23 protein-coding genes and 2 pseudogenes are annotated in these 23,060 nt (G+C 70.5%); 15 read left to right on the top strand and 10 right to left on the bottom strand.

Translation table 11 applies throughout. The annotated features are described in order from the left end of the window. Positions 1-12: 12 nt before the first annotated feature. The 9 genes from rpmI to OG735_RS07760 all read left to right on the top strand — a co-directional run bounded on the left by rpmI (position 13) and on the right by OG735_RS07760 (position 10,202). Positions 13-207, top strand: a complete 195-nt coding sequence (gene rpmI, locus OG735_RS07800; protein ID WP_005319593.1) for a 50S ribosomal protein L35 — start codon at positions 13-15, stop codon at positions 205-207. 109 nt (positions 208-316) lie between these two features. Next, positions 317-709 carry a 50S ribosomal protein L20 gene (gene rplT / locus OG735_RS07795; RefSeq protein WP_326648697.1) on the top strand — a complete coding sequence of 131 codons (393 nt, stop codon included), beginning with the start codon at positions 317-319 and terminating at the stop codon, positions 707-709. A gap of 166 nt (positions 710-875) precedes the next feature. Next, on the top strand, positions 876-1,715 hold the full coding sequence (locus OG735_RS07790) for a TrmH family RNA methyltransferase (RefSeq protein WP_327322388.1): 840 nt from the start codon (positions 876-878) through the stop codon (positions 1,713-1,715). 98 nt (positions 1,716-1,813) lie between these two features. After that, positions 1,814-2,935 (top strand): sensor histidine kinase, encoded by a 1,122-nt coding sequence (locus tag OG735_RS07785; protein WP_327322387.1) that lies wholly within the window; start codon positions 1,814-1,816, stop codon positions 2,933-2,935. Between the two features lie 115 nt (positions 2,936-3,050). After that, positions 3,051-4,178, top strand: a complete 1,128-nt coding sequence (pheS, locus tag OG735_RS07780; protein ID WP_327322386.1) for a phenylalanine--tRNA ligase subunit alpha — start codon at positions 3,051-3,053, stop codon at positions 4,176-4,178. Beyond that, on the top strand, positions 4,178-6,706 hold the full coding sequence (gene pheT, locus OG735_RS07775) for a phenylalanine--tRNA ligase subunit beta (RefSeq protein WP_327322385.1): 2,529 nt from the start codon (positions 4,178-4,180) through the stop codon (positions 6,704-6,706). The genes pheS and pheT overlap by 1 nt, the downstream gene beginning before the upstream one ends. Positions 6,707-6,874: 168 nt before the next feature. Beyond that, positions 6,875-7,987, top strand: coding sequence for a PP2C family protein-serine/threonine phosphatase (locus tag OG735_RS07770; RefSeq protein ID WP_442812390.1), 1,113 nt, complete (start codon positions 6,875-6,877; stop codon positions 7,985-7,987). Between the two features lie 292 nt (positions 7,988-8,279). Beyond that, entirely contained in the window at positions 8,280-9,620 is a 1,341-nt protein-coding gene (locus OG735_RS07765) for a transcriptional regulator (RefSeq protein ID WP_327322383.1), read from the top strand. 51 nt (positions 9,621-9,671) lie between these two features. Further along, on the top strand, positions 9,672-10,202 hold the full coding sequence (locus OG735_RS07760) for an NUDIX hydrolase (protein WP_326648690.1): 531 nt from the start codon (positions 9,672-9,674) through the stop codon (positions 10,200-10,202). Between the two features lie 10 nt (positions 10,203-10,212). On the opposite strand, the gene OG735_RS07755 is transcribed toward OG735_RS07760, so the two are convergent. Beyond that, positions 10,213-10,470, bottom strand: a complete 258-nt coding sequence (locus tag OG735_RS07755; RefSeq protein ID WP_327322382.1) for a hypothetical protein — start codon at positions 10,468-10,470, stop codon at positions 10,213-10,215. Between the two features lie 176 nt (positions 10,471-10,646). Beyond that, entirely contained in the window at positions 10,647-11,507 is an 861-nt protein-coding gene (locus tag OG735_RS07750; RefSeq protein ID WP_327322381.1) for a 3-hydroxybutyryl-CoA dehydrogenase, read from the bottom strand. A gap of 199 nt (positions 11,508-11,706) precedes the next feature. Here OG735_RS07750 and OG735_RS07745 point away from each other — a divergent pair, with 199 nt between their 5' ends. Next, on the top strand, positions 11,707-12,960 hold the full coding sequence (locus OG735_RS07745; protein ID WP_327322380.1) for a glycoside hydrolase family 10 protein: 1,254 nt from the start codon (positions 11,707-11,709) through the stop codon (positions 12,958-12,960). 1 nt (position 12,961) lies between these two features. Here OG735_RS07745 and OG735_RS07740 read toward each other — a convergent pair whose 3' ends face one another. Both OG735_RS07740 and OG735_RS07735 read right to left on the bottom strand, forming a co-directional pair. After that, positions 12,962-13,153, bottom strand: a complete 192-nt coding sequence (locus OG735_RS07740; protein WP_327322379.1) for a DUF1918 domain-containing protein — start codon at positions 13,151-13,153, stop codon at positions 12,962-12,964. A 72-nt stretch (positions 13,154-13,225) separates the two neighbouring features. Then, positions 13,226-14,122, bottom strand: a pseudogene (locus OG735_RS07735) (DMT family transporter). Between OG735_RS07735 and OG735_RS07730 the strand changes: the two are divergent. Continuing rightward, positions 14,121-15,620 carry an aminotransferase-like domain-containing protein gene (locus OG735_RS07730; protein WP_327322378.1) on the top strand — a complete coding sequence of 500 codons (1,500 nt, stop codon included), beginning with the start codon at positions 14,121-14,123 and terminating at the stop codon, positions 15,618-15,620. The pseudogene OG735_RS07735 and the gene OG735_RS07730 sit on opposite strands and share 2 nt — an antisense overlap. Here OG735_RS07730 and OG735_RS07725 read toward each other — a convergent pair. Beyond that, entirely contained in the window at positions 15,571-16,188 is a 618-nt protein-coding gene (locus OG735_RS07725; protein WP_327322377.1) for a DUF6461 domain-containing protein, read from the bottom strand. The two genes, OG735_RS07730 and OG735_RS07725, sit on opposite strands and share 50 nt — an antisense overlap. 93 nt (positions 16,189-16,281) lie before the next feature. Here OG735_RS07725 and OG735_RS07720 point away from each other — a divergent pair, with 93 nt between their 5' ends. Together OG735_RS07720 and OG735_RS07715 are read left to right on the top strand one after the other, a co-directional pair. After that, positions 16,282-16,713 carry a GNAT family N-acetyltransferase gene (locus OG735_RS07720; RefSeq protein ID WP_327322376.1) on the top strand — a complete coding sequence of 144 codons (432 nt, stop codon included), beginning with the start codon at positions 16,282-16,284 and terminating at the stop codon, positions 16,711-16,713. Between the two features lie 39 nt (positions 16,714-16,752). Further along, positions 16,753-17,328, top strand: coding sequence for a histidine phosphatase family protein (locus tag OG735_RS07715; RefSeq protein ID WP_327322375.1), 576 nt, complete (start codon positions 16,753-16,755; stop codon positions 17,326-17,328). Positions 17,329-17,660: 332 nt separating this feature from the next. On the opposite strand, the gene OG735_RS07710 is transcribed toward OG735_RS07715, so the two are convergent. From OG735_RS07710 to OG735_RS07700, 3 genes are all read right to left on the bottom strand, one after another. Further along, entirely contained in the window at positions 17,661-18,884 is a 1,224-nt protein-coding gene (locus OG735_RS07710) for an RNA polymerase sigma factor (protein WP_327322374.1), read from the bottom strand. An 8-nt stretch (positions 18,885-18,892) separates the two neighbouring features. Further along, the gene (locus tag OG735_RS07705; protein WP_327322373.1) at positions 18,893-19,249 is read right to left on the bottom strand and encodes a YciI family protein; all 357 of its coding nucleotides are present in this window, start codon (positions 19,247-19,249) and stop codon (positions 18,893-18,895) included. Between the two features lie 677 nt (positions 19,250-19,926). After that, on the bottom strand, positions 19,927-20,694 hold the full coding sequence (locus OG735_RS07700) for a LysR substrate-binding domain-containing protein (RefSeq protein WP_327322372.1): 768 nt from the start codon (positions 20,692-20,694) through the stop codon (positions 19,927-19,929). Positions 20,695-20,752: 58 nt separating this feature from the next. Between OG735_RS07700 and OG735_RS07695 the strand changes: the two genes are divergently transcribed. Together OG735_RS07695 and OG735_RS07690 are read left to right on the top strand one after the other, a co-directional pair. Next, on the top strand, positions 20,753-21,157 hold the full coding sequence (locus tag OG735_RS07695; RefSeq protein WP_327322371.1) for a DUF5997 family protein: 405 nt from the start codon (positions 20,753-20,755) through the stop codon (positions 21,155-21,157). A 219-nt stretch (positions 21,158-21,376) separates the two neighbouring features. Beyond that, a pseudogene (locus tag OG735_RS07690) lies at positions 21,377-21,497 on the top strand (helix-turn-helix domain-containing protein); the annotation flags it as partial. Positions 21,498-21,566: 69 nt separating this feature from the next. Here the strand turns inward: OG735_RS07690 and OG735_RS07685 are convergent. Both OG735_RS07685 and OG735_RS07680 read right to left on the bottom strand, forming a co-directional pair. Further along, on the bottom strand, positions 21,567-22,385 hold the full coding sequence (locus OG735_RS07685; protein WP_327322370.1) for an SGNH/GDSL hydrolase family protein: 819 nt from the start codon (positions 22,383-22,385) through the stop codon (positions 21,567-21,569). Then, complete coding sequence (locus tag OG735_RS07680) at positions 22,372-22,941, bottom strand: PadR family transcriptional regulator (RefSeq protein ID WP_327328237.1); 570 nt, start codon at positions 22,939-22,941, stop codon at positions 22,372-22,374. Before OG735_RS07680 ends, OG735_RS07685 begins: the two co-directional genes overlap by 14 nt. Positions 22,942-23,060 lie beyond the last annotated feature (119 nt).

The following is a 23,060-nucleotide window of genomic DNA, read 5'->3' as shown; positions in this document are numbered from 1 at the left end:
GATAACGGCGCGATGCCGAAGAACAAGACGCACAGCGGTGCCAAGAAGCGCTTCAAGATCACCGGCTCCGGCAAGGTGCTCCGTGAGCGCGCCGGCAAGCGCCACCTGCTCGAGCACAAGCCGTCCAAGCTGACGCGTCGCCTCACCGGCAACGCCGAGATGGCCCCGGGTGACTCGAAGACCATCAAGAAGCTTCTCGGCAAGTGACGCTCGTGTCCCCGGTCCCCGGGGACACGCGCCGAGACCGGGACCAATTCGTTTCCGGGCCGGGGTGAGTCGAACTCTCAATCCCAGCCCCGCTACAAGGAGTTAACAAGTGGCACGCGTCAAGCGGGCAGTCAACGCCCACAAGAAGCGCCGGGCAATTCTCGAGGCCGCCAGCGGTTACCGCGGTCAGCGTTCGCGCCTGTACCGCAAGGCCAAGGAGCAGGTCACCCACTCCCTGGTCTACAACTACAACGACCGCAAGAAGCGCAAGGGCGACTTCCGTCAGCTGTGGATCCAGCGCATCAACGCCGCTGCCCGCCAGAACGGCATGACGTACAACCGCCTCATCCAGGGTCTGAAGGCCGCCAACATCGAGGTGGACCGCAAGATCCTGGCCGAGCTCGCGGTCAACGACGCCAACGCGTTCGCCGCGCTCGTCGAGGTCGCCCAGAAGGCGCTTCCGAGCGACGTCAACGCCCCGAAGGCCGAGTCGGCGGCCTGACGGCCGCGTCGAGCCGACCGGACCCGCAGGCCTTGGGCCTGCGGGTCCGGTGTGTTTGGCGTTGTTTTCGGGGGTGGCCCCCGAACCCCCGTCGGCTTCCGGGCGGGGGCACCACGCAGTCCGTCCGGGCCGACCCCGGAACCCGAATCAGAGAGCCGCAGGCGACATGGGCACCCCCGAGCTGATCTCCCCGCGATCCCCGCGTGTCACCGCCGCCCGGCGGCTTGCCAAGCGCGCCTTCCGCGGCAAGGAACGGCTGTTCATCGCCGAGGGCCCGCAGGCCGTGCGCGAGGCCGTCGCCCACCGCGGCCCCGGCGGCGAGCCCACCCTGGTCGAGCTCTTCACCACCGTCGAGGCCGCCGAGCGGTACGCGGACATCGTCGACGCCGCCCATGCCGCAGGGGCCCGGGTGCACCACGCCTCCGACGCGGTGCTCGCGGAGGTCTCGCAGACCGTCACTCCGCAGGGCCTGGTCGGGGTCTGCCGCTTCCTGGACTCGCCGTTCGCGGAGATCCTCGCGGCGCGACCCAAACTCGTCGCCGTCCTCGCGCACGTACGCGACCCCGGCAACGCCGGCACCGTACTGCGCTGCGCGGACGCCGCGGGCGCCGACGCCGTCGTCCTCACCGATGCCTCCGTGGACCTCTACAACCCCAAGTCCGTGCGGGCCTCGGTCGGTTCGCACTTCCATCTGCCCGTCGCGGTGGGCGTGCCCGTCGAGCAGGCCGTCCAGGGGCTGCGCGCCGCCGGAGTGCGCGTACTGGCCGCCGACGGCGCGGGCGACGACGACCTGGACGACGAACTCGACGCGGGCACCATGGGCGGCCCCACCGCCTGGATCTTCGGCAACGAGGCCTGGGGCCTGCCGGAGGAGACCCGCGCGCTCGCGGACGCGGTGGTGCGCGTCCCGATCCATGGAAAGGCCGAGAGCCTGAACCTCGCGACCGCGGCAGCCGTATGTCTCTATGCCTCGGCGCGTGCCCAGCGCGCAGGCAGTGCTCGCTGACCAGCAGTACTCGCTCAGGGGGTCCGCTCCGTCACTTCCAGCTAGTAGGGTGACGGGCTCGGGGGCCCACTGCACCGTCGGAGAGGTGGGGTACGGGGATGGCTGTCGGGACAAGCAGGCCCGCGGGGACACACGGGGCGTTGCTGTGCCATTCCGACGGCTCCGACACGTACGGGATCGACCCCGACGACCTTCCCGACGGACTGGTCGTCGCCGACGAGACCGGCCGGGTGATCTGCTTCAACGACGCGGCCGTACGGATCACGGCCGTGTCCAAGGCCGATGCGCTGGGCCTGCCGCTGGAGCGTGTGCTGCCCCTGGAGGACCTCAAGGGCTGCCGCTGGTGGACGCTGACCGATCCGTACGGCGGACTCGCCACTCGTGTCGGTCAGCCCGAGCGCAATCTCCTGCTGCCCGGCGGCCGTGAAGTCCTCGTCTCCGCCCGCTATGTGCGCGAGCGCCCCACCGGCCCCCTGCGCAGGCTGGTCATCAGCCTGCGCGGCACCGAGGCCCGGCGCCGTACCGAACGCAGCCATGCCGAGCTGATCGCCACCGTCGCCCATGAACTGCGCTCCCCGCTCACCTCCGTCAAGGGGTTCACAGCGACGCTGCTCGCCAAGTGGGAACGCTTCACCGACGACCAGAAGCGGCTGATGCTCGAGACCGTCGACGCCGACGCGAACCGTGTCACCCGGCTGATCGCGGAGCTGCTCGACATCTCCCGTATCGACTCCGGACGGCTCGAAGTGCGCCGCCAGCCCGTCGATATCGCGGCGGCCGTCGGTCGGCACATCCAGGCCCACATAGCCAGCGGCCAGCGGCCGGACCGGTTCTTCGTACGCATCCAGCGGGAGCTGCCCGAGATGTGGGCCGATCCGGACAAGATCGACCAGGTACTCGGCAATCTGCTGGAAAATGCGGTGCGCCACGGCGAGGGAACCGTCACCATCGAGGTGGCACCGGCATCCGCGAAGGACGACGAGAAGGGAACGGCCGTCACCGTGAGCGACGAAGGCCCCGGCATCCCCGAGGAGTCGATGGGCCGTGTCTTCACCCGCTTCTGGCGGGGAAGCAAGCGCGGCGGTACGGGCCTGGGTCTCTACATCGTCAAGGGCATCGTCGAGGCGCACGGCGGGACGATCACCGTCGGCCGTGGACCCGGCGGCGGCGCCGAGTTCCGATTTATTCTGCCCGTCGGCGCCCCGGCCTATCTGGCCTGAGCAGCCCGCGGGCTCATTCGCCTCTCCACACCCCGTTAGACTCGTTCTTTGGCACCTTTGCGTCCTCGGTCGACGAGCGGGGGCCCCAGCCAGCCCATCGGAAGTACGGGAAGAGATGTCCGCACCCAATAAGTCGTACGACCCTGTTGAGGTCGAGGCACTGAAACCGGAAGAGATCGAGCGCATGCGGGACGAGGCGCTTGCCGCCTTCGCCGCCGTCGGCGACCTCGACGCTCTCGCCCACGCGAAGGTCGCGCACACCGGCGGTGCCTCACCGCTCGCGCTCGCCAACCGGGAGATCGGCGCGCTGCCGCCACAGGCCAAGGCCGAGGCCGGCAAGCGCGTGGGCCAGGCCCGCGGCGCCGTGAGCAAGGCCCTCGCCGCCCGCCAGGCCGAGCTGGAGGCCGAGCGCGACGCCCGGGTGCTCGTCGAGGAGGCAGTGGATGTCACGCTGCCCCACGACCGGATCCCGGCCGGCGCCCGCCACCCGCTCACCACGCTCATGGAGCGGCTCGAGGACGTCTTCGTATCCATGGGGTACGAGGTCGCCGAGGGCCCCGAGGTCGAGGCGGAGTGGTTCAACTTCGACGCCCTGAACTTCGTGCCCGACCACCCGGCGCGCCAGATGCAAGACACCTTCTTCGTCCAGGGCCCCCAGGGCACCACGGACGACGAGTCCGGCATCGTGCTGCGTACGCACACCTCGCCGGTCCAGGCCCGCACCCTGCTCGACCGCGAGCCGCCCGTCTATGTCGTCGTCCCCGGCCGCGTGTACCGCACCGACGAGCTGGACGCGACGCACACCCCGGTCTTCCACCAGATCGAGCTGCTCGCTGTCGACGAGGGCCTGACCATGGCCGACCTCAAGGGCACGCTGGACCATATGGTCCAGGCGCTCTTCGGCCCGGACATGAAGACCCGGCTTCGCCCGAACTTCTTCCCGTTCACCGAGCCGTCCGCCGAGATGGACATGGTCTGCTACGTGTGCCGCGGCGAGTCCGTGGGCAACCCGGACCGGCCCTGCCGCACCTGCGGCAGCGAGGGCTGGATCGAGCTCGGCGGCTGCGGCATGGTCAACCCGAAGGTGCTCATCGCCTGCGGCGTCGACCCCAACAAGTACAGCGGATTCGCCTTCGGGTTCGGCATCGAGCGGATGCTGATGTTCCGCCACAACGTCGAAGACATGCGAGACATGGTCGAGGGTGACGTCCGGTTCACTCGGCCGTTCGGGATGGAGATCTGATGCGGGTCCCGCTTTCCTGGCTGCGGGAGTACGTCGACCTGCCGGCGACGGAGACCGGCCGTGACGTCCAGGCCAAGCTCGTTTCCGCCGGCCTCGAGGTCGAGACCGTCGAGCAGCTCGGCGCCGGGCTCAAGGGCCCCCTCGTCGTCGGCCAGGTGCTGACCATCGAGGAGCTGACGGAGTTCAAGAAGCCCATCCGCTTCTGCACCGTCGACGTCGGCATGGCCAACGGCACCGGTGCGCCGCAGGAGATCGTCTGCGGTGCGCGCAACTTCTCCGTCGGCGACAAGGTCGTCGTGGTCCTGCCGGGCGCCGTCCTGCCCGGTGACTTCGCGATCGCCGCGCGTAATACGTACGGCAAGACCTCCCACGGCATGATCTGCTCCGGCGACGAGCTGGGCATGGGCGACGACGGCAGCGGCGGCATCATCGTGCTGCCGCCGGAGTACGAGGTCGGCACCGACGCGCTCGAGCTCCTGGAGCTCGTCGACGAGGTACTCGACATCGCCGTCACACCCGACCGCGGCTACTGCCTCTCGATGCGCGGCGTCGCCCGCGAGACCGCCATCGCGTACGGCCTGCCGCTGCGCGACCCGGCGCTGCTCGACGTCCCCGTCCCGAACTCCTTCGGCTACGTGGTGAGGGTCTCCGACCCGATGGGCTGCGACCGCTTCACCGCGCGTACGGTCGTCGGCCTGGAGCCCGAGGCCCGCTCCCCGATCTGGCTGCAGCGCCGGCTGCAGAAGGCCGGGATGCGCCCGATCTCGCTCGCTGTCGACGTCACCAACTATGTGATGCTCGAGCTCGGCCAGCCGCTGCACGCCTACGACCGCTCCCGTCTCGACGGGCCGATCGGGGTGCGGCGCGCCGAGCCCGGCGAGAAGCTCACCACCCTCGACGGAGTCAACCGCGTCCTGGACGCCGAAGACCTGGTCATCACCGACAACCGCGGGCCGATCGGCCTGGCGGGCGTCATGGGCGGCGCCAACACCGAGATCGCCGACTCCGAGACGGACGCCGAGACCGGCCAGGTCCGGGGCACCACCGAGGTCGTCATCGAGGCCGCGCACTTCGACGCGATCACCATCGCCCGTACCGCGCGCCGCCACAAGCTGGCCTCCGAGGCGTCCAAGCGCTTCGAGCGGGGCGTCGACCCGCATGCCGCGGCCGCAGCCGCGCAGCGGACCGTCGACCTGCTGGTGCTCCTCGCGGGTGGTACCGCCGAGGCCGGCGTCACCGAGATCGTCGCGCCGTCCGAGCCTCGTACGATCTCGATGCCGGCGGACCACCCCGACCGCGTCGCGGGCGTCGACTACGGCCGCGAGACCGTCGTACGCCGCCTCCAGGAGGTCGGCTGTGACGTCTACGGGCAGGACGAACTGGTCGTCACCGTCCCGTCCTGGCGTCCCGACCTGAGCGAGCCGAACGACCTCGCCGAAGAGGTCATCCGGCTCGAGGGCTACGAGAACCTGCCTTCGACGCTGCCCACCCCGCCGCCCGGCCGTGGGCTCACCGGACGGCAGCGGCTGCACCGCCGCGTCGGCCGCGCGCTGGCCGGCGCCGGCTATGTCGAGGCGCTGAACTACCCGTTCATCGGCGAGCAGATCCTCGATCAGCTGGACGTCCCGGCGGACGACACCTGCCGCCGGCTGGTCACGCTGGTCAACCCGCTCTCCGACGAGGAGCCCGCGCTGCGCACCACGCTGCTGCCGGGACTGCTCGGCGCGCTGCGCCGCAACGACGGCCGCGGCAGCCACGATCTGGCCCTCTTCGAGACCGGCCTGGTCTTCAAGGCTCCCACGGAGGAGGGCATCGCGGTGCGGCTGCCCGTCCACCGCCGCCCGACCGACGAGGAGATCGCCGGACTGACCGGTGTGCTGCCGGTGCAGCCGCGCCATGTCGCGGTCGTGCTCGCCGGTGCGCGTGAGCAGGCCGGCTGGTGGGGCAAGGGCCGGCCGGCCACCTGGGCCGACGCGGTCGAGTCCGCCCGCACGGTCGGGCGCGAGGCCGGGACCGAACTGATCGTCCGCCAGGGCCAGTACGGTCCGTGGCACCCGGGCAGGTGCGCCGAGCTCGCCGTGGTGATCGACGGGGTGGAGCAGACCGTCGGATACGCCGGTGAACTGCACCCGCGCGTGGTGAAGGCCCTGCATCTGCCCGCGCGCACCTGCGCGATGGAGCTGAACCTGGACCTGCTGGAGCAGGCGTCTCAGGGCCCTCTCCAGGCGCCGCGGATCTCCACCTTCCCGGTGGCGACCCAGGACGTCGCGCTCGTCGTCGACGAGCAGGTGCCGGCCGCGGAGGTCGAGAAGGTACTGACCGAGGGAGCGGGTGAACTGCTGGAGTCCATCCGGTTGTTCGATGTATTTGTCGGGTCGCAGATCGGCGAGGGCAAGAAGTCGCTGGCGTACGCGCTGCGGTTCCGTGCCGCCGACCGGACGCTGACGGTCGAGGAGGCCTCGGCCGCCCGCGACGCGGCGGTGGCGCTCGCCGCCGAGCGCACCGGGGCGGTACTGCGCGGAGCCTGACCGCTCCCTGCCTGTTGAGGGGCGCGCCCGGATCACCGGGCGCGCCCCTCACTCATTTGGGTGAGAACGTGGGGCGTTGTCCCTTCCGGGCCCGGTCGATCGACAGAATCGTCCCGGCCGTGGGGGCCTGCCTGCGTGCCGGACAGGGCCTATGAGGGGACCATCCGCATGATCCGTATCAGGTCCGGTGGAGGTCCCTTGCCCGCCTCGCGGTGGGCGAGGTCCGCGCGCGCCGACAATTCGCGGGTACGGCGAATGCTTCCTCTGGTGCTTCCCGCCGTATGGGGCGCCGCTGCGCTCACCTGGAAGATCGCCTGTCCGTCCACCCAGCCGGAGAGCCTCGGACAGCGGATCGTCACCGGCGTCGTCTTCTTCGCGGTCGGCACCGGTCTTGTCCTCGGTGTCCGGCACGGGCTGAACCGCGAGCTCGAACGGGTCCGCGAAATCGCCTACGCCGCCCAGCGGGTGCTGCTGCGGCCGCTGCCGCCCCGCCTCGCCGGACTCACCCTCGCCGCGGGCCAGCTCTCCGTCAGCCGCGGCGCCGCGGTCGGCGGTGATCTGTACGAGGCCGTGGCCACCCCGTACGGCGTGCGTATCGTCATCGGCGACGCCCGCGGGCACGGGCTGCCCGCGATCGGGGCGGTGGCCGCGGTTCTCGGCAGCTTCCGGGAGGCCGCCTACGACGAGCCCGAACTGGGCGGTGTGCTGCGGCGGTTGGACCGGGCGATCCATCGGCATTTGCGGGAGCGGGCGCGGGAGGAGCATCCGGCGGTCGGCGGGGGAGAGCCGGACTGCCCGGCGGCGGAGGATTTCGTCACCGTACTGCTGTTGGAGATCGGGCAGGACGGTGGCGTACTGGCGCTGAACTGCGGTCATCCATGGCCCTACCGGCTCTGCCGCCGGGCCGAACTGCTCGCCTGTGCGGACCCGCTGCCACCGCTCGGTCTGTTCCCGCTGCCGGCCGAGCTGCCGGTCCGCCGGTGTGCCCGGCTGCGGTCCGGCGAGGCGCTGTTCCTGCACACGGACGGGGCGGCGGACGCCCGTGACGCGGCGGGGAGGTTCTTCGGTCTGGAGGCCGTGCTCACCGAGGCCGCGCTCGCCCCGCCGGTGTCGCCCGCCGCCGTGATCGCCACCGTTCACTCGGAGTTGCTGCGTCACACCGGCGGTCGTCTCGCCGACGATGTGGCACTCCTGGTGCTGCGTAACGACCGCGCGCGGGTACCGGCGCAGTCCGGAGATGCCGCCCTGCGCCGTACCCGGCCGGAACCCTCCAATCGCTAGCCATCTGCAGCCATGTGCAGCGATCGGCAACCAAGGGATTGCCATGCGGCCGGCGCCGCCCGCCCTGCCGCGGAGTGTCGGGCAGATCAGCAGGGCAGACGACGCATTCTGGGGCCGTCGCACTGTACGAGGGGGAGCCGACGGCCCGGCCGCCTCTATGAGAGGCACCCCAGTCAACCGGTGCGGGCGACGTGGCGGCAGAGCGCGCGGGGCACGGATGAGGGCACTTGGTTCACACCCCGTGCGAATCGCCCTCCACTAGGCTGAGTCCAACGAGCCACCGGAGGGGCACATGCAGCCCAATACCCTGCTCGACGCCCTGCTTGACGAGGCGGGCATCTCCAATGCGGGCCTTGCTGCCCGGGTGAACCAGGCCGGCCGGGCAAGAGGTCTGGCACTGCGGTACGAACACACTGCCGTAGCACGCTGGTTGAAGGGCCAGCGTCCGCGCGGCCAGGTGCCCGACCTGATCTGCGAGGTGCTCGCCGGCCGGCTGCGCCGGGCGATCGTCCTCGGCGACATCGGCCTCGGAGTGCCGGGCGAGTCCGTCACACAACCGGGCTCGCCGCTCTCCGGCTTCGTGGAGCGGGCCACCGCGATGTGGCGCTCCGACGAACAGCAGCGGCGGCACATCATCGAGGCGCCCGCGGTCACCGGCACCCCCGCCGTCATGCCCGTATGGGAGTGGGAGAACCCGCCGGAGGACTCGGACGTCTCACGATCGGGGCAGACACGCGTCAGCATGGCCGACATAAAGATGCTGCGCGCCGCCCGTGCGCACTACGAGCTGATGTACCGGAAGGCGGGCGGCATAGCCACCCGCGCCCGCATCGTCGGCTTCCTCAACGCCGAGACCGCGCCCCTGCTCCGTGGTGGCTACAGCGACGCTCTCGGCCGCCAACTGCACCGCGCGACAGGCGGTCTGGTGTCCGTGGCCGGCATCTGCGCCTACGACTCCAACGCGCACGGCCTCGCCCAGCGCTACTTCCACCAGGCGCTGCGGCTGGCAAAGGCCAGCGGGGACCGGGGGCTTGGCGCGTATGTGATCGCGCTGCTGGTCAACCAGTCGCTGTTCATGGCGGAGCACCGGCAGGCGGTGGCCTTCGCGGAGGCGGCGCTGCGAGCCGCAGGGCAGCAGCTCACTCCGGCACTGGCCGCCGATCTGTACGCGATGCAGGCGAAGGCGTACGCCCATCTCGGCGACGGCAGCAGCGCCTTGCGGTGCATCCGGCGAGCGGAGCTGGAGGCGGAGCGGATCCGTCCGGGGTACGAGCCGGACGAGACCGGTTATGTCCAGCCGGGCCTGGTGAATGTCCAGGTGGCGGAGGCTCTGCTCAGCCTCGGTGATCTGACGGCGGCACGGGAGCATGCCGCGGCGGCCGTCGACACCCCGGCGCACGACCGCGGCCGGGTGCACCGGCTCGCCATGCTCAGCCAGATCGAGCTGCGCCAGGGCGAGGTGGACCGGGCGGCGCAGACGGCGGCGGAGATGGTGGAGCGGGCCAAGGGGATGGAGTCGCAGCGGATCCGGGACCGGCTGCGGGCGGTACGCGAGCATCTCGTGGCGAGCGGTTGCACCAACGCCGACGAAGCTGCCGAACTCATCGACGGGGCACTGCGCGTTCCCCTCTGACCGAGCTCCTGCTGCGATATTGCCATCTACTTGTCGGAAGGTGGCAGAAACGTGCAGTGGACGAAATTAAGCGAACAAACTGTGTATGAAAACCGCTGGTTCAGGGTCAACCTGGCCGACGTCGAGCTCCCCGACGGCCGGCACCTGGACCACTTCCTCATCCGGCTCCGCCCGGTCGCCGTCGCGACCGCGGTCAACAGGGCAAACGAGGTGCTGATGCTCTGGCGGCACCGCTTCATCACCAACAGCTGGGGCTGGGAGCTCGCCGCCGGCGTCGTCGAGGACGGCGAGGACATCGCGGCCGCGGCCGCCAGAGAGATGGAGGAGGAGACCGGCTGGCGTCCGGGCCCCCTCCAGCACCTCCTGACCGTCGAGCCGTCCAACGGCCTCACCGACGCCAGGCACCACCTCTACTGGTCCGAGGACGCGACGTACATCGGGCATCCCGAGGACGACTTCGAGTCCTCGCGCCGCGAATGGATACCGCTGAAACTGGTACCCGACATGATCGCCCGCGGTGAGGTCCCGGCCGCCAATATGGCGGCCGGGCTGCTGATGCTTCACCATCTGCGGCTTGGCTGACGCCCGGCGGCTATCGGCCGATCGCCTGCCACACCGTTACCGCCAGCGCTCCGAGCGCGGTCAGCGCGGCAACGGCGGGCAACGGCCACCTGGACTGCTCAAGTGCCCCGACGCGCGCGGCCAGATCGGTCACCTCCCGGTCGATCTGGCCGTTGCGCTGCGCGAGCAGCGCCAGATGCCCGTCTATCCGGGCGAGGCCGACGTCGAGGCTGCGGCGTAACTCAGCGAACTCTTCGACGACCACTAAATGATCAGGGTCGTTGGTCACGGACTGGCTCCTCCTTCGGGAAAGTTGTGCAGCGGAACCTTGACTGAGCGGAACCGAGTCAACTCTCCCTGGTCGGAGGGCGGGAGCGTGTGCGCACGGCATATGCGGGCACGCCCCGCACACTCCGTGTGAATCAGGAGTACGACCCCATCACGGGTGTGGCGAGTCCGGTCCCGTCATGAGTACGGGTAGAAACCCGAACCCGTCTTGCGGCCGAGCCGCCCCGCGTCCACCATCCGCTGCAGCAGCGGGGGAGCGGCGTACAGCGGCTCCTTGAACTCGGCGTACATCGAGTCCGCGACCGAGGCGACGGTGTCCAGACCGATCAGGTCGGAGAGCTTCAGCGGACCCATCGGGTGGGCGCAGCCGAGCTCCATGCCGTTGTCGATGTCCTCGCGGCTCGCGATGCCCGACTCGAACATCCGGATCGCGGAGAGCAGATACGGGATGAGGAGGGCGTTCACCACGAAGCCCGAACGGTCCTGGGCGCGGATCGGGTGCTTGTCCAGCACGTTCTGGACCACGGCCTCGGAGCGCTTGATCGTCTCCTCGGAGGTGGTCAGCGCCGGGATCAGCTCGACGAGCTTCTGCACCGGGGCCGGGTTGAAGAAGTGGATGCCGATGACCTGGTCCGGCCGGGAGGTCGCGACGGCGAGCTTCACCAGCGGGATGGACGAGGTGTTGGAGGCGAGGATCGCGTCCTGGCGGGTCACCACCTGGTCGAGCACCTGGAAGATCTCGGTCTTGACCTGCTCGTTCTCCACGACGGCCTCGATGACGAGATCGCGGTCGGCGAACTCCCCGAGGTCGGTGGTGAAGCTCAGCCGCTCCAGCGTAGCGTCGCGCTCCTCCTCGGTGATCTTGCCGCGTTCGGCGGCCTTCGAGAGGGAGTTGTAGAGCCGGGTGCGACCGATCTCCAGAGCCTCGCCCGTGGTCTCGGCGACCTTCACCTCGAGGCCGCTGCGGGCGCACACCTCCGCGATGCCTGCGCCCATCTGGCCGCAGCCCACCACTCCGACGCGTGCAATGTCGGCCATTGAGTCCGTCACCTCGTGCCTTTCGCTGATCCTGTGTCTGGGGTCTCCCGGCGGGAGGCCGGCGGACGGGCCCCCCGTGTGATGCCCGGTGCCCGCCTCGACCCCACGACGTTACTCCGGATGCAGGTGTGCACGACCGTCAGGGGCGGGCATGCTGTGCGGAAACGGCGGCCGGCACCGATAACACAGGGGGCGTCAAATGGGGCAGATCGGAAGAAGAGGGTTTGTCGTGACAGCGGCCGGAGTGCTGGCCGCGCTGGCGACGGCGGGGGACGCGGCAGCCGCGCCGGCCGTCGGCCGGGCAGGTCGTCGACGGCACGGGCCGAGCCGGGAATTCCGCGGCATGTGGTTAGCGAGCGTGGCCAACCGCGACTGGCCCTCCCGGCCGGGTCTCACCGCCGCCGAGCAGTGCGCGGAACTCCTCGCCCACCTCGACGCGGCCGTAGCCCGCCGGCTGAACGTCGTGGTCTTCCAGGTCAGACCGACCGCTGACGCCCTGTGGCCCTCACCGTACGAGCCCTGGTCCCAGTACCTCACCGGCGTCCAGGGACAGCACCCCGGATGGGACCCGCTCGGCACCGCCGTGCGTGAGGCCCACCGGCGCGGTCTGGAGCTTCACGCCTGGTTCAACCCGTACCGCGTCGCGAACCACACCGACCCGTCCCGGCTGGTCGCGAACCACCCGGCCCGGGTCCACCCCGACTGGGTCCTTCCGTACGGCGGGAAGCTCTACTACAACCCCGGCATTCCGGAGGTCCGCAGCTTCGTCCAGCGCGCGATGATGGACGCCGTCCACCGCTACGACATCGACGCCGTCCACTTCGACGACTACTTCTATCCGTATCCGGTCGCCGGCCAGGTCTTCGACGACGACGCCGACTACGCCCGCTACGGCGCGGGCTTCCCGGACAAGGCCGCCTGGCGGCGCGACAACATCGACCGGCTGGTGCGCGAAATGGCCGAAAGAATCAAGAAGGCCAAGAAGAACGTCCGCTTCGGCATCAGCCCCTTCGGCGTATGGCGCAACGCCGCGACCGACCCGCTCGGCTCCGACACCCAGGCCGGCGTGCAGACCTATGACCATCTGCACGCCGATACCCGCAAGTGGGTGAAGCAGGGCTGGATCGACTACATCGCCCCCCAGATCTACTGGAACATCGGCTTCGCCGCCGCCGACTACGCCAAGCTGCTGCCCTGGTGGAACAGCGTCGTACGGGGCACAGGTGTCCATCTCTACGCCGGTGAGGCCCTCTACAAGGCGGGCGACCCCGCCCAGCCCGCACCCTGGCGGGACCCCGCTGAACTGTCCCGCCACCTCACGCTGGCGCGCGAATACACCGATGTACGCGGCCACTGCTTCTTCTCGGCCAAAGAAGTCATGACTGATCCGGTCGGCGCGATGGCCAGAGTGGTGGCCGATCACTATCCGACCAGGGTGCGTCCCCCGGGCTGAGTCAAGGCTGTTCGTGGTGGCGCACGACGCAGTCGGGGCCCGGAGACATCAGCGCCTCGTGCCCGTCGTCGAAGCGGACGCGGTACGGAGGAGTGCCTTTGGCCCCCAGCACCTCGACGACTTCGGCCTGCTTGTCGTGCTGCCCCACGACCCTGCCGTGCACCAGCAGTGTGTCGCCCACATTCGCTTGCATCAGGAGTGACCTCCTCGAAGGCGGTGGTCCGGTGGTGTTTCGAGTCTACGGCCGGGGGCGAGAGTTGCACCTTCAGCTGCGGGCGCGCTGGGTGACCGCGATGCACACCAGGACGGCGACCGCGGCCACCGGGGCGGCGGGCGAGAGCGGCTCGTCCAGCAGGGACACCGACCAGACCAGAGTGAGAAGCGGCTGCGCGAGCTGGAGCTGGCTGGCCTTGGCGATGCCGATCTAGGCCATGCCCCGGTACCAGACGTACAGGCCGAAGAAGGTCGAGCCGGCGGCGACCCAGAGGAGCCCGATCACGCCGTGGGCCGTCAGTCGCACCGGTTCGAACGCCAGGGCAACGGCCGATCCGGTGAGCGTCAGCGGCAGGCAGAGCATCAGCGCCCATCCGATCACCTGCCAGCCCGGCATCTCACGGGCAAGGCGGCCGCCCTCGGTGTAACCGGCCGCGCAGACCAGCAGGGCTCCGAAGAGGTACAGATCGCCGGTCTGGAGCGCACCACCGCTCTGCTGCACGGTGAACGCGATCACCACGGCGGCCCCGGCGAGCGCCGCAAGCCAGAAGGTGCGGGACGGGCGGCGGCCGGTGCGCACGGCCGCGAAGGCGGCGGTGGTCAGCGGCAGCAGTCCCACCACCACGGCGGCGTGCGAGGTGGTGGAGGTCTGCAGGGCGAGTGTGGTCAGCAGCGGAAAGCCCACGACCACACCGCCGGCCACCACCATGAGCCCCGCCCAGTGGCGGCGGTCGGGGAGCGGCACGCGCATCGCCCGCAGAAAACCCCCCGCGACCACGGCGGCGAGCACGCTCCGTACGGCGACGAGGGACCAGGGGCCGAAGCTCTCCAGGCCCCAGACCGTGGACGGAAAGGTGAGCGAGAAGGCGAGGACGCCCAGTGCGGCCTGGAGGGTGCCGCTGCTGACCGCTATCGAGGCGGTGGGAGTAGCGCTATCCTGTGCTGTCATGCACGAGCGTAGCAGTGTGAAGGAATTGGCGAATGCGCTGAAGCGTGAGCTCGACCGCTACTCACATGGTGGAAAGCTGCCGTCGAGTCGGGCGCTCGTGGAGCGCTTCCGGGTCTCTCCGGTGACCGTCTCGCGCGCGCTCGCCCAGCTTGCCGCCGAGGGCTTGGTCGTCACCCGGCCCGGCGCCGGAGCGTTCCGGGCGCAGCCCCGTACCGACCCCCCGCCACCCCAGGACACCTCCTGGCAGGAGGTCACCCTCAGCGCCGACGCGGCCACCGAACTGGTGCCGCGCGCCGTTGACGCCTCCGGGGTCCTGGCCACCCTCGCCGCGCCGGCGACCGGTGTCGTGGAGTTCAACGGCGGCTATCTGCATTCCAGCCTCCAGCCGGAGCAGGCGATGGCCGCGGCCCTGGCGCGGGCCGGGCGGCGGCCCGGGGCCTGGGGCCGGCCGCCCACCGACGGGCTGCCCGAACTGCGCGAGTGGTTCGCCCGCGGTCTCGGCGACACCACGGGAGCCGCCGACGTACTGATCACGGCAGGCGGCCAGTCCGCACTGACCACAGCCCTGCGCGCGCTCGCCCCGCCCGGAGCCCCCGTGCTTGTTGAGTCCCCCACCTATCCCGGCATGCTGGCGATCGCCCGCGCCGCCGGACTGCGGCCCGTGCCGGTCCCGATCGACGCCCGCGGCGTACGTACGGAACTGCTCGCCGCGGCCTTCCAAGCCACCGGTGCCCGGGTCTTCGTCTGCCAGCCGCTCTTCCAGAACCCGACCGGAGCGGTGCTCGCACCCGAGCGCCGTCCTGAAGTGCTCCGCATCGCGCGCGCGGCAGGCGCCTTCGTCGTCGAGGACGACTTCGCGCGCCGCCTGGTCCACGAGGACGCGGGCCCGCTGCCCAGGCCGCTCGCCGCGGACGACCACGACGGCGTCGTCGTCCATGTCAGCTCGCTCACCAAGGCGACTTCGCCGAGCCTGCGGGTGGGGATGCTGGCCGCCCGCGGACCCGTCCTGGAACGGCTGCGCGCCATCCAAGTCGTCGACAACTTCTTCGTACCCCGCCCGCTCCAGGAAGCAGCCCTCGAACTTGTCGGCGCACCCGCCTGGAACCGTCATCTCCGCGCGGTGGCCGCGGAGTTGAAGGCACGCAGGGACACCATGACCGCCGCCCTGCTGCGGCACCTGCCCGAACTGACCCTGCCCCACATCCCGTCCGGCGGCTACCACCTCTGGCTGCGGCTTCCCGACGGCGCGGACGAGGCCGCACTGTTCTCCGCGGCCCTGCGCGCGGGCGTCGCCGTCGCATCCGGCCGCCCCTACTTCTGCGCCGAAGCCCCTGCGGGACACGTGCGGTTGAGCTTCGCGGGCGTGGCGGGACCGGCCGAGATCGCCGAGGGCGTACGGCGGCTGCGGACCGCGTGCGACGAGGTGCTGGTGCCGGGCCGCGAGACGGTCAGCGGGCCGGTAGCGGCGCCGTCCCGCACACGAACTCCGCCGTCCTGAGGAGTTCCGGCGTCAGTAGTACCCCCGTGATCCGCTCGGCCAGCGCGAACGCGGCTTCCGTGTGCAACGCGTAGTCGCGGCCGTCTTCTTCGCTGAGGTCGAAGCCCACCTTCCGCATGGTGCCGACGAGGCCGTCGGGATCGCTGCCGTCGCGCCCGTAGGGGAACAGCGGCTCGAAGTGGAGGCGCAGTTCGCCGTCCTCGAACCAGTTGAAGTGGTCGACGGCATTGATGTTCCGGAAGTGCGAGACGACCGTCGTCCCGCGCGATATCGGTGCCACCGCCTCGTCGGTGATCCCTAGATAGCCGTTGGGCTCGACGATCAGCGCCCAGTCGCCGACGGCGGTCACCCCCACGAACAACCGGTCGCCGTCGTGGGTGTCCCAGGCGTCGTACGCGGGCTCGACCAGCCCCTGGACCCCGGCAACCCGCACTTCCTCCTCAGCCCCGAGGCGCGCGAGCAGAGTCTGTGGCGAGAGTCCGCGCACCAGCGTGATGCAGTACGCCTCGGCCAGGTCGTCGAAGTCTTCGCCGAACCACAGATAGTCGGCAGCAGTCGTCCCAGTCATGATCCGAGCATCGCAGCCGCCACTGACAACGCTCCTGCCTCGCCCGCGAAAAACAGCTCGACCGAACGGCCCCGGGCCTGCGAACCTCCCGCCATGAACGAGACGACCTTCGGCACGTACACGATCTCCACAGACCCCGCCCGCCTGGACGCCGCCCGCATCCACCATTGGCTTTCCACCGATGCTTACTGGGCGCTGGGCCGCAGCCGAGAGAAGCAGGACCGGGCCATCGCCGGTTCGCTCAACTTCGCGGCGTACGAGACGACTTCGGGTGAGCTCGTCGCGTACGCCCGTGTCGTCACCGACCACGCCACCTTCGCCTGGCTCTGCGATGTGTACGTCGACCGGGCCGCCCGCGGCAAGGGGCTCGGCACCGCGCTGGTCGCCGCCGCCCGCGATCACCTCGCCCCGTGCGGGCTGCGCCGTGTCCTCCTCGCCACCGAGGATGCCCACGGCGTCTACGAGAAGATCGGCTTCCAGGCCCTCCAGCACCCCGGGAACTGGATGTCGCTCGGCCATCAGTGACCTCTTGACCTGCGCGGCTTTCGCAACCACCATCACGCCATGAGTGTCCGGATCACGCTGGTCGCTGCCGCCCGCAGCTCCGCCCTGCTCGCCGAGCGCTTCGACGACGACCGGCCGCTCGATCAGGCCGGCTGGCACGAGATGCAGCTTGCCGCGCACGCCCTCGTGCCGCTGAACGTCGCCGAGCTGCGCTACTGCTCGCCGACCGCCCGCAGCCGGGCGACCGGCGACGCGCTCGGCTTCGCGCCGATCGCCCAGCCGGCACTGCGCGACTGCGACATGGGCCGCTGGCGCGGCTTCACCTTCGCGGAGGTGACCGCCAGGGAGCCGGACGCCGTCGACGCCTGGCTCGCCGACCCGCGCTCCGCGCCGCACGGCGGCGAGCCGCTGCTCGCGTTCATCTCGCGCGTAGGGAGCTGGCTGGACACCAGGCCCGCCGAGGACGTCGGTGCCATCGTCGCAGTCGCCGAGCCGGCCGTCGTACGGGCGGCGCTGGTGTACGCGCTGAGGATGCCGCCCTCTGCGTACTGGAACGTGGACGTCCGCCCGCTGTCGACTGTCACCCTGACCGGCCAGGCGGGCCGCTGGAGCCTGCGCCTGGAGGCGGCCGCCTGACCGTGCCTGCACCTCCGCCCGGTGCCTCGTTTGCCTCCGACACCTTCGCCCGATCCAGGATCTCCGCCATGCCGCAGAGCCAGCTGCTCGCGACCTGGGGCCGGTGGCGGCAGAGCGAGCTGCGCCGCGGGTTCCTCCGGCGAGCTGCGGCTCCTGCCCGGGGCACGGAGCACCCCGATCCCCGGGCACGGTGTGCTGCGTCCGATGGGGGACATCGACAACGCAGGGCTGAACATCGCCGTCCTCCGACCGGCCGCCGGGACCGCGGTGGTGACCGCGGGCATGCACCAAGCGGGTAGCTGACGGGGCAGTCCTCGGCCACGCTCGAGCGGTCAGGCGCGGTTCAGCGACTCGAGACCGCGCCGCAGGAAGTCACGCTCGGCCGAATTCTCGGTGCGGGCGATCGCTGCCTCGTACGCGAGTGCCGCCTCGCTGTCGCGGCCCAGGCGCCGCAGCAGATCGGCCCGGACGGCGTGGAAGAGATGAAAGCCGCCGAGGTCGAGACTGTCGACGAGGGCCAGTCCCGCCCCCGGGCCTTCGACCTCCGCCACCGCGACGGCGCGGTTGAGGGCTACGACCGGGCTCGGGGCGAGCGCGAGCAGCTGGTCGTACAGCCGCAGGATCTGCGACCAGTCCGTGGCGGCCGCGACCGGTGCGTCGCTGTGGACGGCGTTGATCGCCGCCTGGATCTGGTACGGACCTGGCTGACCGCGCCTCAGACACTGCCGGACCAGGGCCTGGCCCTCGGCGACGAGGTCGTGGTCCCACAGACCGCGGTCCTGGTCGGTCAGCAGCACCAGGCCGCCGTCCCGCGTGGTGCGGGCGGCCCGGCGCGACTCGGTGAGCAGCATGAGTGCGAGCAGCCCCTTGACCTCGGGCTCGTCGGGCATGAGCTCGGCAAGGAGGCGTCCGAGCCGGATGGCCTCCGCACAGAGGTCTTCCCGCACCAGCCGCTCGCCCGAGCTGGCTGTGTAGCCCTCGTTGAAGATGAGGTACACGACGGCCAGCACCGGCCGGAGTCGGTCCGGGAGATCGGCGTCCTTCGGGACCCGGTAGGGGATCCGAGCGTCGCGGATCTTGCCCTTGGCCCGGACGAGCCGCTGGGCCATGGTCGGCTCAGCCACCAGGAACGCGCCCGCGATCTCCGCGGTGGTCAGCCCGCCCAGCAGCCGAAGCGTCAGAGCGACCTGGGACGCGGGGGCGAGCGCGGGGTGGCAGCAGGTGAAGATCAGGCGCAGCCGGTCGTCGTGCACAGGATCCTCCTCGGCCGGTTCGTCGACGGCGTACAGCAGTGCGGCCTGGGCGTACCGGTCCTCGCGGGACGCTTCCCTGCGGAGGCGGTCGATCAGCCGGTTGCGGGCCGTCGTGATGATCCAGCCGGCCGGGCTCGGCGGCAGTCCGGTGGCCGGCCACCGCTCCACCGCCGCGGCGAACGCGTCCTGGACCGCCTCCTCGGCGATCTCGATGTCGCCGAAGCGGCGGACCAGGACGGCTACCGCGCGCCCGTACTCCGCACGGAACACGCGCTCGATCTCCCCGACGGTGCCGGCAGGCATATCGGGTGTCACTCCGCGGCTTCGCCCAGGAACGGCCGTACCTCGATCGGGAGCGTGGTCGCGCGGGCGGCCTTACGGCCCCATTCGAGCGCGGAGTCCAGATCGGGCGCCTTGACGATGCACAGCCCGCCGATGTGCTCCTTGCCTTCGGCGTACGGGCCGTCGGTCATCAGGGCGTCGCCGCCCTTGACCTGGACCACGGTGGCCGTGCTCGGGGCGTGCAGCCCTCCGGCAAAGACCCATGCGTCGGCGGCCTTCAGTTCCTGATGGAAGACGTCGAGCTCCCGCCTGATCTCTTCCAGCACCTCCGGCGCGGGCTTCTCTGCGGACGACGGCTGGATCACGCTGAGCAGGTAGTGCTTCATGGCGTCTCTCCTTGGAGGTCGAGGCCGGCTCCGTGCCGGTCTCCCACCCTCTATACGAACGGCTTCCGGCCGGATCGACACGGGCGCGGCCAAAGGTGGTCAGCTGGTGGAGGCGGGAGGCGGGAGGCGGGAGGCGGGAGGCGGGAGGCGTACGACGAGGCGCGCGCCGGGGGCGTTGTCCTCGACGTGGGGGCAGCCGTGGTGGGTGGTGACGATGTCATGGACGATGGCGAGGCCGAATCAGCTGCCGCCGGTGTCCGTGGCGTGTGCCTCGTCCAGGCGGGTGAGGCGGCCGAAGACGCGTTGCCGATCGGCTTGCGGGATGCCTCGCCCGTCGTCGGCGATGACGAGTTCCGCGATGCCGTCGAACGGACACCTCCGACCCGGGTGAGAACACCGACGGTCCGGACCGGGACAACATTCAGGAGGGCGACCGGAGCGCCCCCGACCAGGGGCAGTCCGCAGGGACTCAGGACAAGGAGCAGGAGCAGGAGCAGGAGCAGGAGCAGGAACAGTCCGGTGAGAGCGCCGTCTCCGACAGTCCCGGCACCCACAGTGCCGCCCAGGTCAAGTCGCCGCAGGCCCGGTGCACGTGCGGGACAGAACCGCAAACGGCCCCCTGGCGGTCTTCGGACCGGCGGGCCGGCGCGGAAGCCCACGAATGTGCGACGCCGGGGCTACGACCGGCGGCGAGGTTTGCCGCCCTTGGCGCCGCCGGAACCGCTCCGCGGGCTCTTGCCGGTCGAACCGGTCGACTTGCCGGCTGCGGGCTTCCGCCGTGCGCCGCCTGTAGCGGGACGCTTCGGCTTCGGCTTCGGTTGGGCCGGTGCCGGGGAGCGACCCCGTGAGCTGTTGACGGTCCGCCCGCGGACGATCCCGATGAAGTCCTCCACCAGTTCGGTGGTCTCGTCCTGTGGCCAGGAAAGCGCGATGCGCGACTCGGGGGCATCCGAGACCGGCCGATACGTGAGGTCCTTGCGGTGGTGCAGGCGGGCGAGTGACTGCGGGACGACGAGCAGCCCCACTCCTGCCGCCACCAGCTCGATCGCGTCCGCCGTCGTGGCGGGCCGTTCGTTCGCGGGCTGTCCCGGCAGACGTTCCCAGTCGAGGGAGTCGTCGAGGGGATGCAGCACGATGTCGTCGGCCAGATCCTCGACGGACACTTCGTCGACCGAGGCCACGACGTGGTCCTTCGGGACTACGACCACCGTGGTCTCGGTGTAGAGGGGGATCGCGCTGAGGTCCGTCCGGTCGACCGGCAACCGCACGAAACCCGCGTCGGCGCCACCGCCCCGCAACACCTCGGGTGCGTCGGCGGCGGACACCGCGACGAGGGTCAGTGGGATTTCGGGCAGTCGCTCGTTCCAGATCCGCACCCACTTGGTCGGCGTCACGCCCGGGACATAAGCGAGCCGGAATGAAGGGGGTACTTCCGAGCCTGTCACTCCGCCAGGTTACCGGTCGTGGTCGGAGGTAGCGCACACGCTCGATACTCTTGACACCATGACGTCGCACCAGACCACCCAGACGATGAAGCCCGCGACCGCGGCTAAGAAGCTGGGTGTGTACCTCCAGGCCACCCCCGCCGAGTTCCAGGAGGGTGTCATCTCGCGCAACGAGTTGAATGCGCTGCAGACCGATCCGCCCGAGTGGCTGGTGGAACTGCGACGCAACGGCCCGCATCCCCGGCCGGTGGTCGCGGCGAAGCTGGGCATCTCCATCGCGGGGCTCGCGCGTGGCGGAGTCACCGAGGCCCTCACCACCGAGCAGATCGACGCGTTGAAGAAGGACAGTCCCGAGTGGCTGCAGCGGGAACGTGCTACCCAGGCCGAGGTCCGGAAGGAAGCGGCGCGCATCAAGGAGAAGAACGCGGCGGAAGCCGATCAACCCGGCCGACCGCGTTCCTGACCTGTCTCCCTCGACGACGCCGAGGTCGTCAACAGCGTCGTTCCGCTCCGTGGAAGGCGCTCAGCCGCCCGAATGCCGGTGGGGATCGGGATCGGATCGGCGAGATGAGAAGTCGCTCAGGGGTGCATTCGCGCGCCCTTGAGGACCTTGTCCACCGCGCTGCGGGGTCGTAAACGGCCATCCCAAACAGATCGAGCTGGTCCTTGCGCACGGCCCGTACAGCCGCCGGGCGAGGTGGCGACCGCCGCCGGCTTCTACGACCAGTCCCACCTCACCCGGCACTTCAAGCGGGTCGTGGGCATCACCCGGCCGGTACGCCCGTACCGGAGCCGTCAGTTGAGCATGGGCCGCGCTTGCTGCCACCGCTGCTCCCCAGTAGTAGAAGCACACCAACGGCCCTGGCGCAGTCCTACGAAGATTCCCGCTGACCGGTGTCTGCCGGGGAGTCGGACGTCGCGCTCAGGGGCAGGAGCTGGGGGCGTTTTGCGGTGCGGCCGTCGCCGGAGGACCGACCGCGCAGACGGCGTCCGAGCCAGGGGCCGAGGAATGCGGCCGCCCAGCGCAGTTCGGCTCCTGCGGTTTGCCGGCCCGCGGGGATCGTATGGGGCGGTAGGGGGAGCGTCCAAGCGTCGTCGCTGCCGGGCAGGTGGAGAGCTTGGGCAACGGCTGCGGCGATCCGCTCGTGGCCCAGGGGGCTGGCATGGAGTCGGTCCGCGGCCCACAGCCGTGGGTCGGTGGAGATGGCCTGCCGGCCGGTTTCGGCTACGGCGACCCCGTGACGGGCGGCCGCAGCGCGGATGCGGGTGTTGAGGTCGAACACGCGGGACCTGATCGGCCGGGCAAGGGGCGCGATCTTCCCCACGTCGGGGAAGGTCACGGTCGCCACCTGAGCCCCGGCGGCCGTGAGCGCGGCGAACATCTCTTCCAGGTGCCCGGCCACGTCTGCGGCGTCGAACCGGGGCCGGAGCAGATCGTTGACCCCGGCGACGACGGTGGCCAGGTCGGGGTGCAAAGCCAGTGCGGGCCCCAGCTGTTCAGCGCGGACCTGGCCGGCGACACGTCCTCGTACGGCCAGATTGGCGTACCGAAGCCCGGGGTTGACCGCCGCGAGGTGCTCGGCGAGCCGGTCGGCCCAGCCGCGTAGGCCGACGATGTCGTCCCCGTCGCCGAGCCCTTCGGTCTGGCTGTCGCCCAGGGCGACGTAGCGCTGGTATTCACCGTTCGACATGAGTCGTCTGCCTTTCCCTCAGGACCGCCGCGATCCGCAGGCACCAGTCCCGGTGGCCCTGCTCGAAGGCCAGGCCGCGCAGGCACGTCAGGTACGGCCCGATCCGCTCGCCGCGGCGCAGGAACTCCTCCTCGTCCGCAGCGCCGCGCATCTGCCGCAGCAGCTTGCCCAGAAGCCCGATCTTGGCCTCGGCCGCGGACGCTCGCTCTTCGAGCTGTTCGATCACCGGCGCGGTGCCGATGCGGTCGGCGGCCTGGACCTTGACGAGCAGATCGTCGCGGATGAACGAGGGCTTCGATACGCCTGCGGCAAACCTCTCCAGCTCGGCGCGACCGGCGTCGGTGACCGTGAACAGGCGCTTGTTGGGCCGGGCCTCCTGGATCACTTGTCGACCAGCGACCAGCCCTTCCTTCTCCAGCTTGGTCAGCTCGGCGTACAGCTGCTGGGGCAGGGCGTGCCAGAAGTTCGCGACGCCGTCATCGAACGCTTTCGCCAGCTGGTATCCGCTGTACTCGCCGTCCAGCAGCGCCGCCAGCACGGCATGTCGCAAGGCCATCGAGCTGCCCTTCCCTTCCTCGTCCGCCACCGCATCATACTCAAGAATTTGACTAATCACATCCTTGAGTATGAGGCGTCGTGGAGAGTGCGGAACGCGTTTCCAGAGTTGGTTCAGTG

Origin of the sequence: Streptomyces sp. NBC_01210, assembly GCF_036010325.1 — a bacterium.
Classification (GTDB): Bacteria; Actinomycetota; Actinomycetes; order Streptomycetales; family Streptomycetaceae; genus Streptomyces.
Note: the sequence above shows the minus strand (reverse complement) of the source record. Positions and strands in the feature narration are given on the sequence as shown.

Coding starts and splice junctions, on each gene's coding strand:
- OG735_RS07740 (WP_327322379.1), bottom strand. CDS start 13,153: ATGCAAGCGAATGTGGGCGACACACTGCTGGTGCACGGCAGGGTCGTG.
- OG735_RS07725 (WP_327322377.1), bottom strand. CDS start 16,188: ATGACTGGGACGACTGCTGCCGACTATCTGTGGTTCGGCGAAGACTTC.
- OG735_RS07705 (WP_327322373.1), bottom strand. CDS start 19,249: ATGAAGCACTACCTGCTCAGCGTGATCCAGCCGTCGTCCGCAGAGAAG.
- pheS (WP_327322386.1), top strand. CDS start 3,051: ATGTCCGCACCCAATAAGTCGTACGACCCTGTTGAGGTCGAGGCACTG.
- OG735_RS07715 (WP_327322375.1), top strand. CDS start 16,753: ATGAGTGTCCGGATCACGCTGGTCGCTGCCGCCCGCAGCTCCGCCCTG.
- OG735_RS07750 (WP_327322381.1), bottom strand. CDS start 11,507: ATGGCCGACATTGCACGCGTCGGAGTGGTGGGCTGCGGCCAGATGGGC.
- OG735_RS07790 (WP_327322388.1), top strand. CDS start 876: ATGGGCACCCCCGAGCTGATCTCCCCGCGATCCCCGCGTGTCACCGCC.
- pheT (WP_327322385.1), top strand. CDS start 4,178: ATGCGGGTCCCGCTTTCCTGGCTGCGGGAGTACGTCGACCTGCCGGCG.
- OG735_RS07695 (WP_327322371.1), top strand. CDS start 20,753: ATGACGTCGCACCAGACCACCCAGACGATGAAGCCCGCGACCGCGGCT.
- OG735_RS07745 (WP_327322380.1), top strand. CDS start 11,707: ATGGGGCAGATCGGAAGAAGAGGGTTTGTCGTGACAGCGGCCGGAGTG.
- OG735_RS07720 (WP_327322376.1), top strand. CDS start 16,282: ATGAACGAGACGACCTTCGGCACGTACACGATCTCCACAGACCCCGCC.
- OG735_RS07765 (WP_327322383.1), top strand. CDS start 8,280: ATGCAGCCCAATACCCTGCTCGACGCCCTGCTTGACGAGGCGGGCATC.
- OG735_RS07730 (WP_327322378.1), top strand. CDS start 14,121: ATGCACGAGCGTAGCAGTGTGAAGGAATTGGCGAATGCGCTGAAGCGT.
- OG735_RS07685 (WP_327322370.1), bottom strand. CDS start 22,385: ATGTCGAACGGTGAATACCAGCGCTACGTCGCCCTGGGCGACAGCCAG.
- OG735_RS07680 (WP_327328237.1), bottom strand. CDS start 22,941: ATGGCCTTGCGACATGCCGTGCTGGCGGCGCTGCTGGACGGCGAGTAC.
- rpmI (WP_005319593.1), top strand. CDS start 13: ATGCCGAAGAACAAGACGCACAGCGGTGCCAAGAAGCGCTTCAAGATC.
- OG735_RS07710 (WP_327322374.1), bottom strand. CDS start 18,884: ATGCCTGCCGGCACCGTCGGGGAGATCGAGCGCGTGTTCCGTGCGGAG.
- OG735_RS07770 (WP_442812390.1), top strand. CDS start 6,875: ATGATCCGTATCAGGTCCGGTGGAGGTCCCTTGCCCGCCTCGCGGTGG.
- OG735_RS07785 (WP_327322387.1), top strand. CDS start 1,814: ATGGCTGTCGGGACAAGCAGGCCCGCGGGGACACACGGGGCGTTGCTG.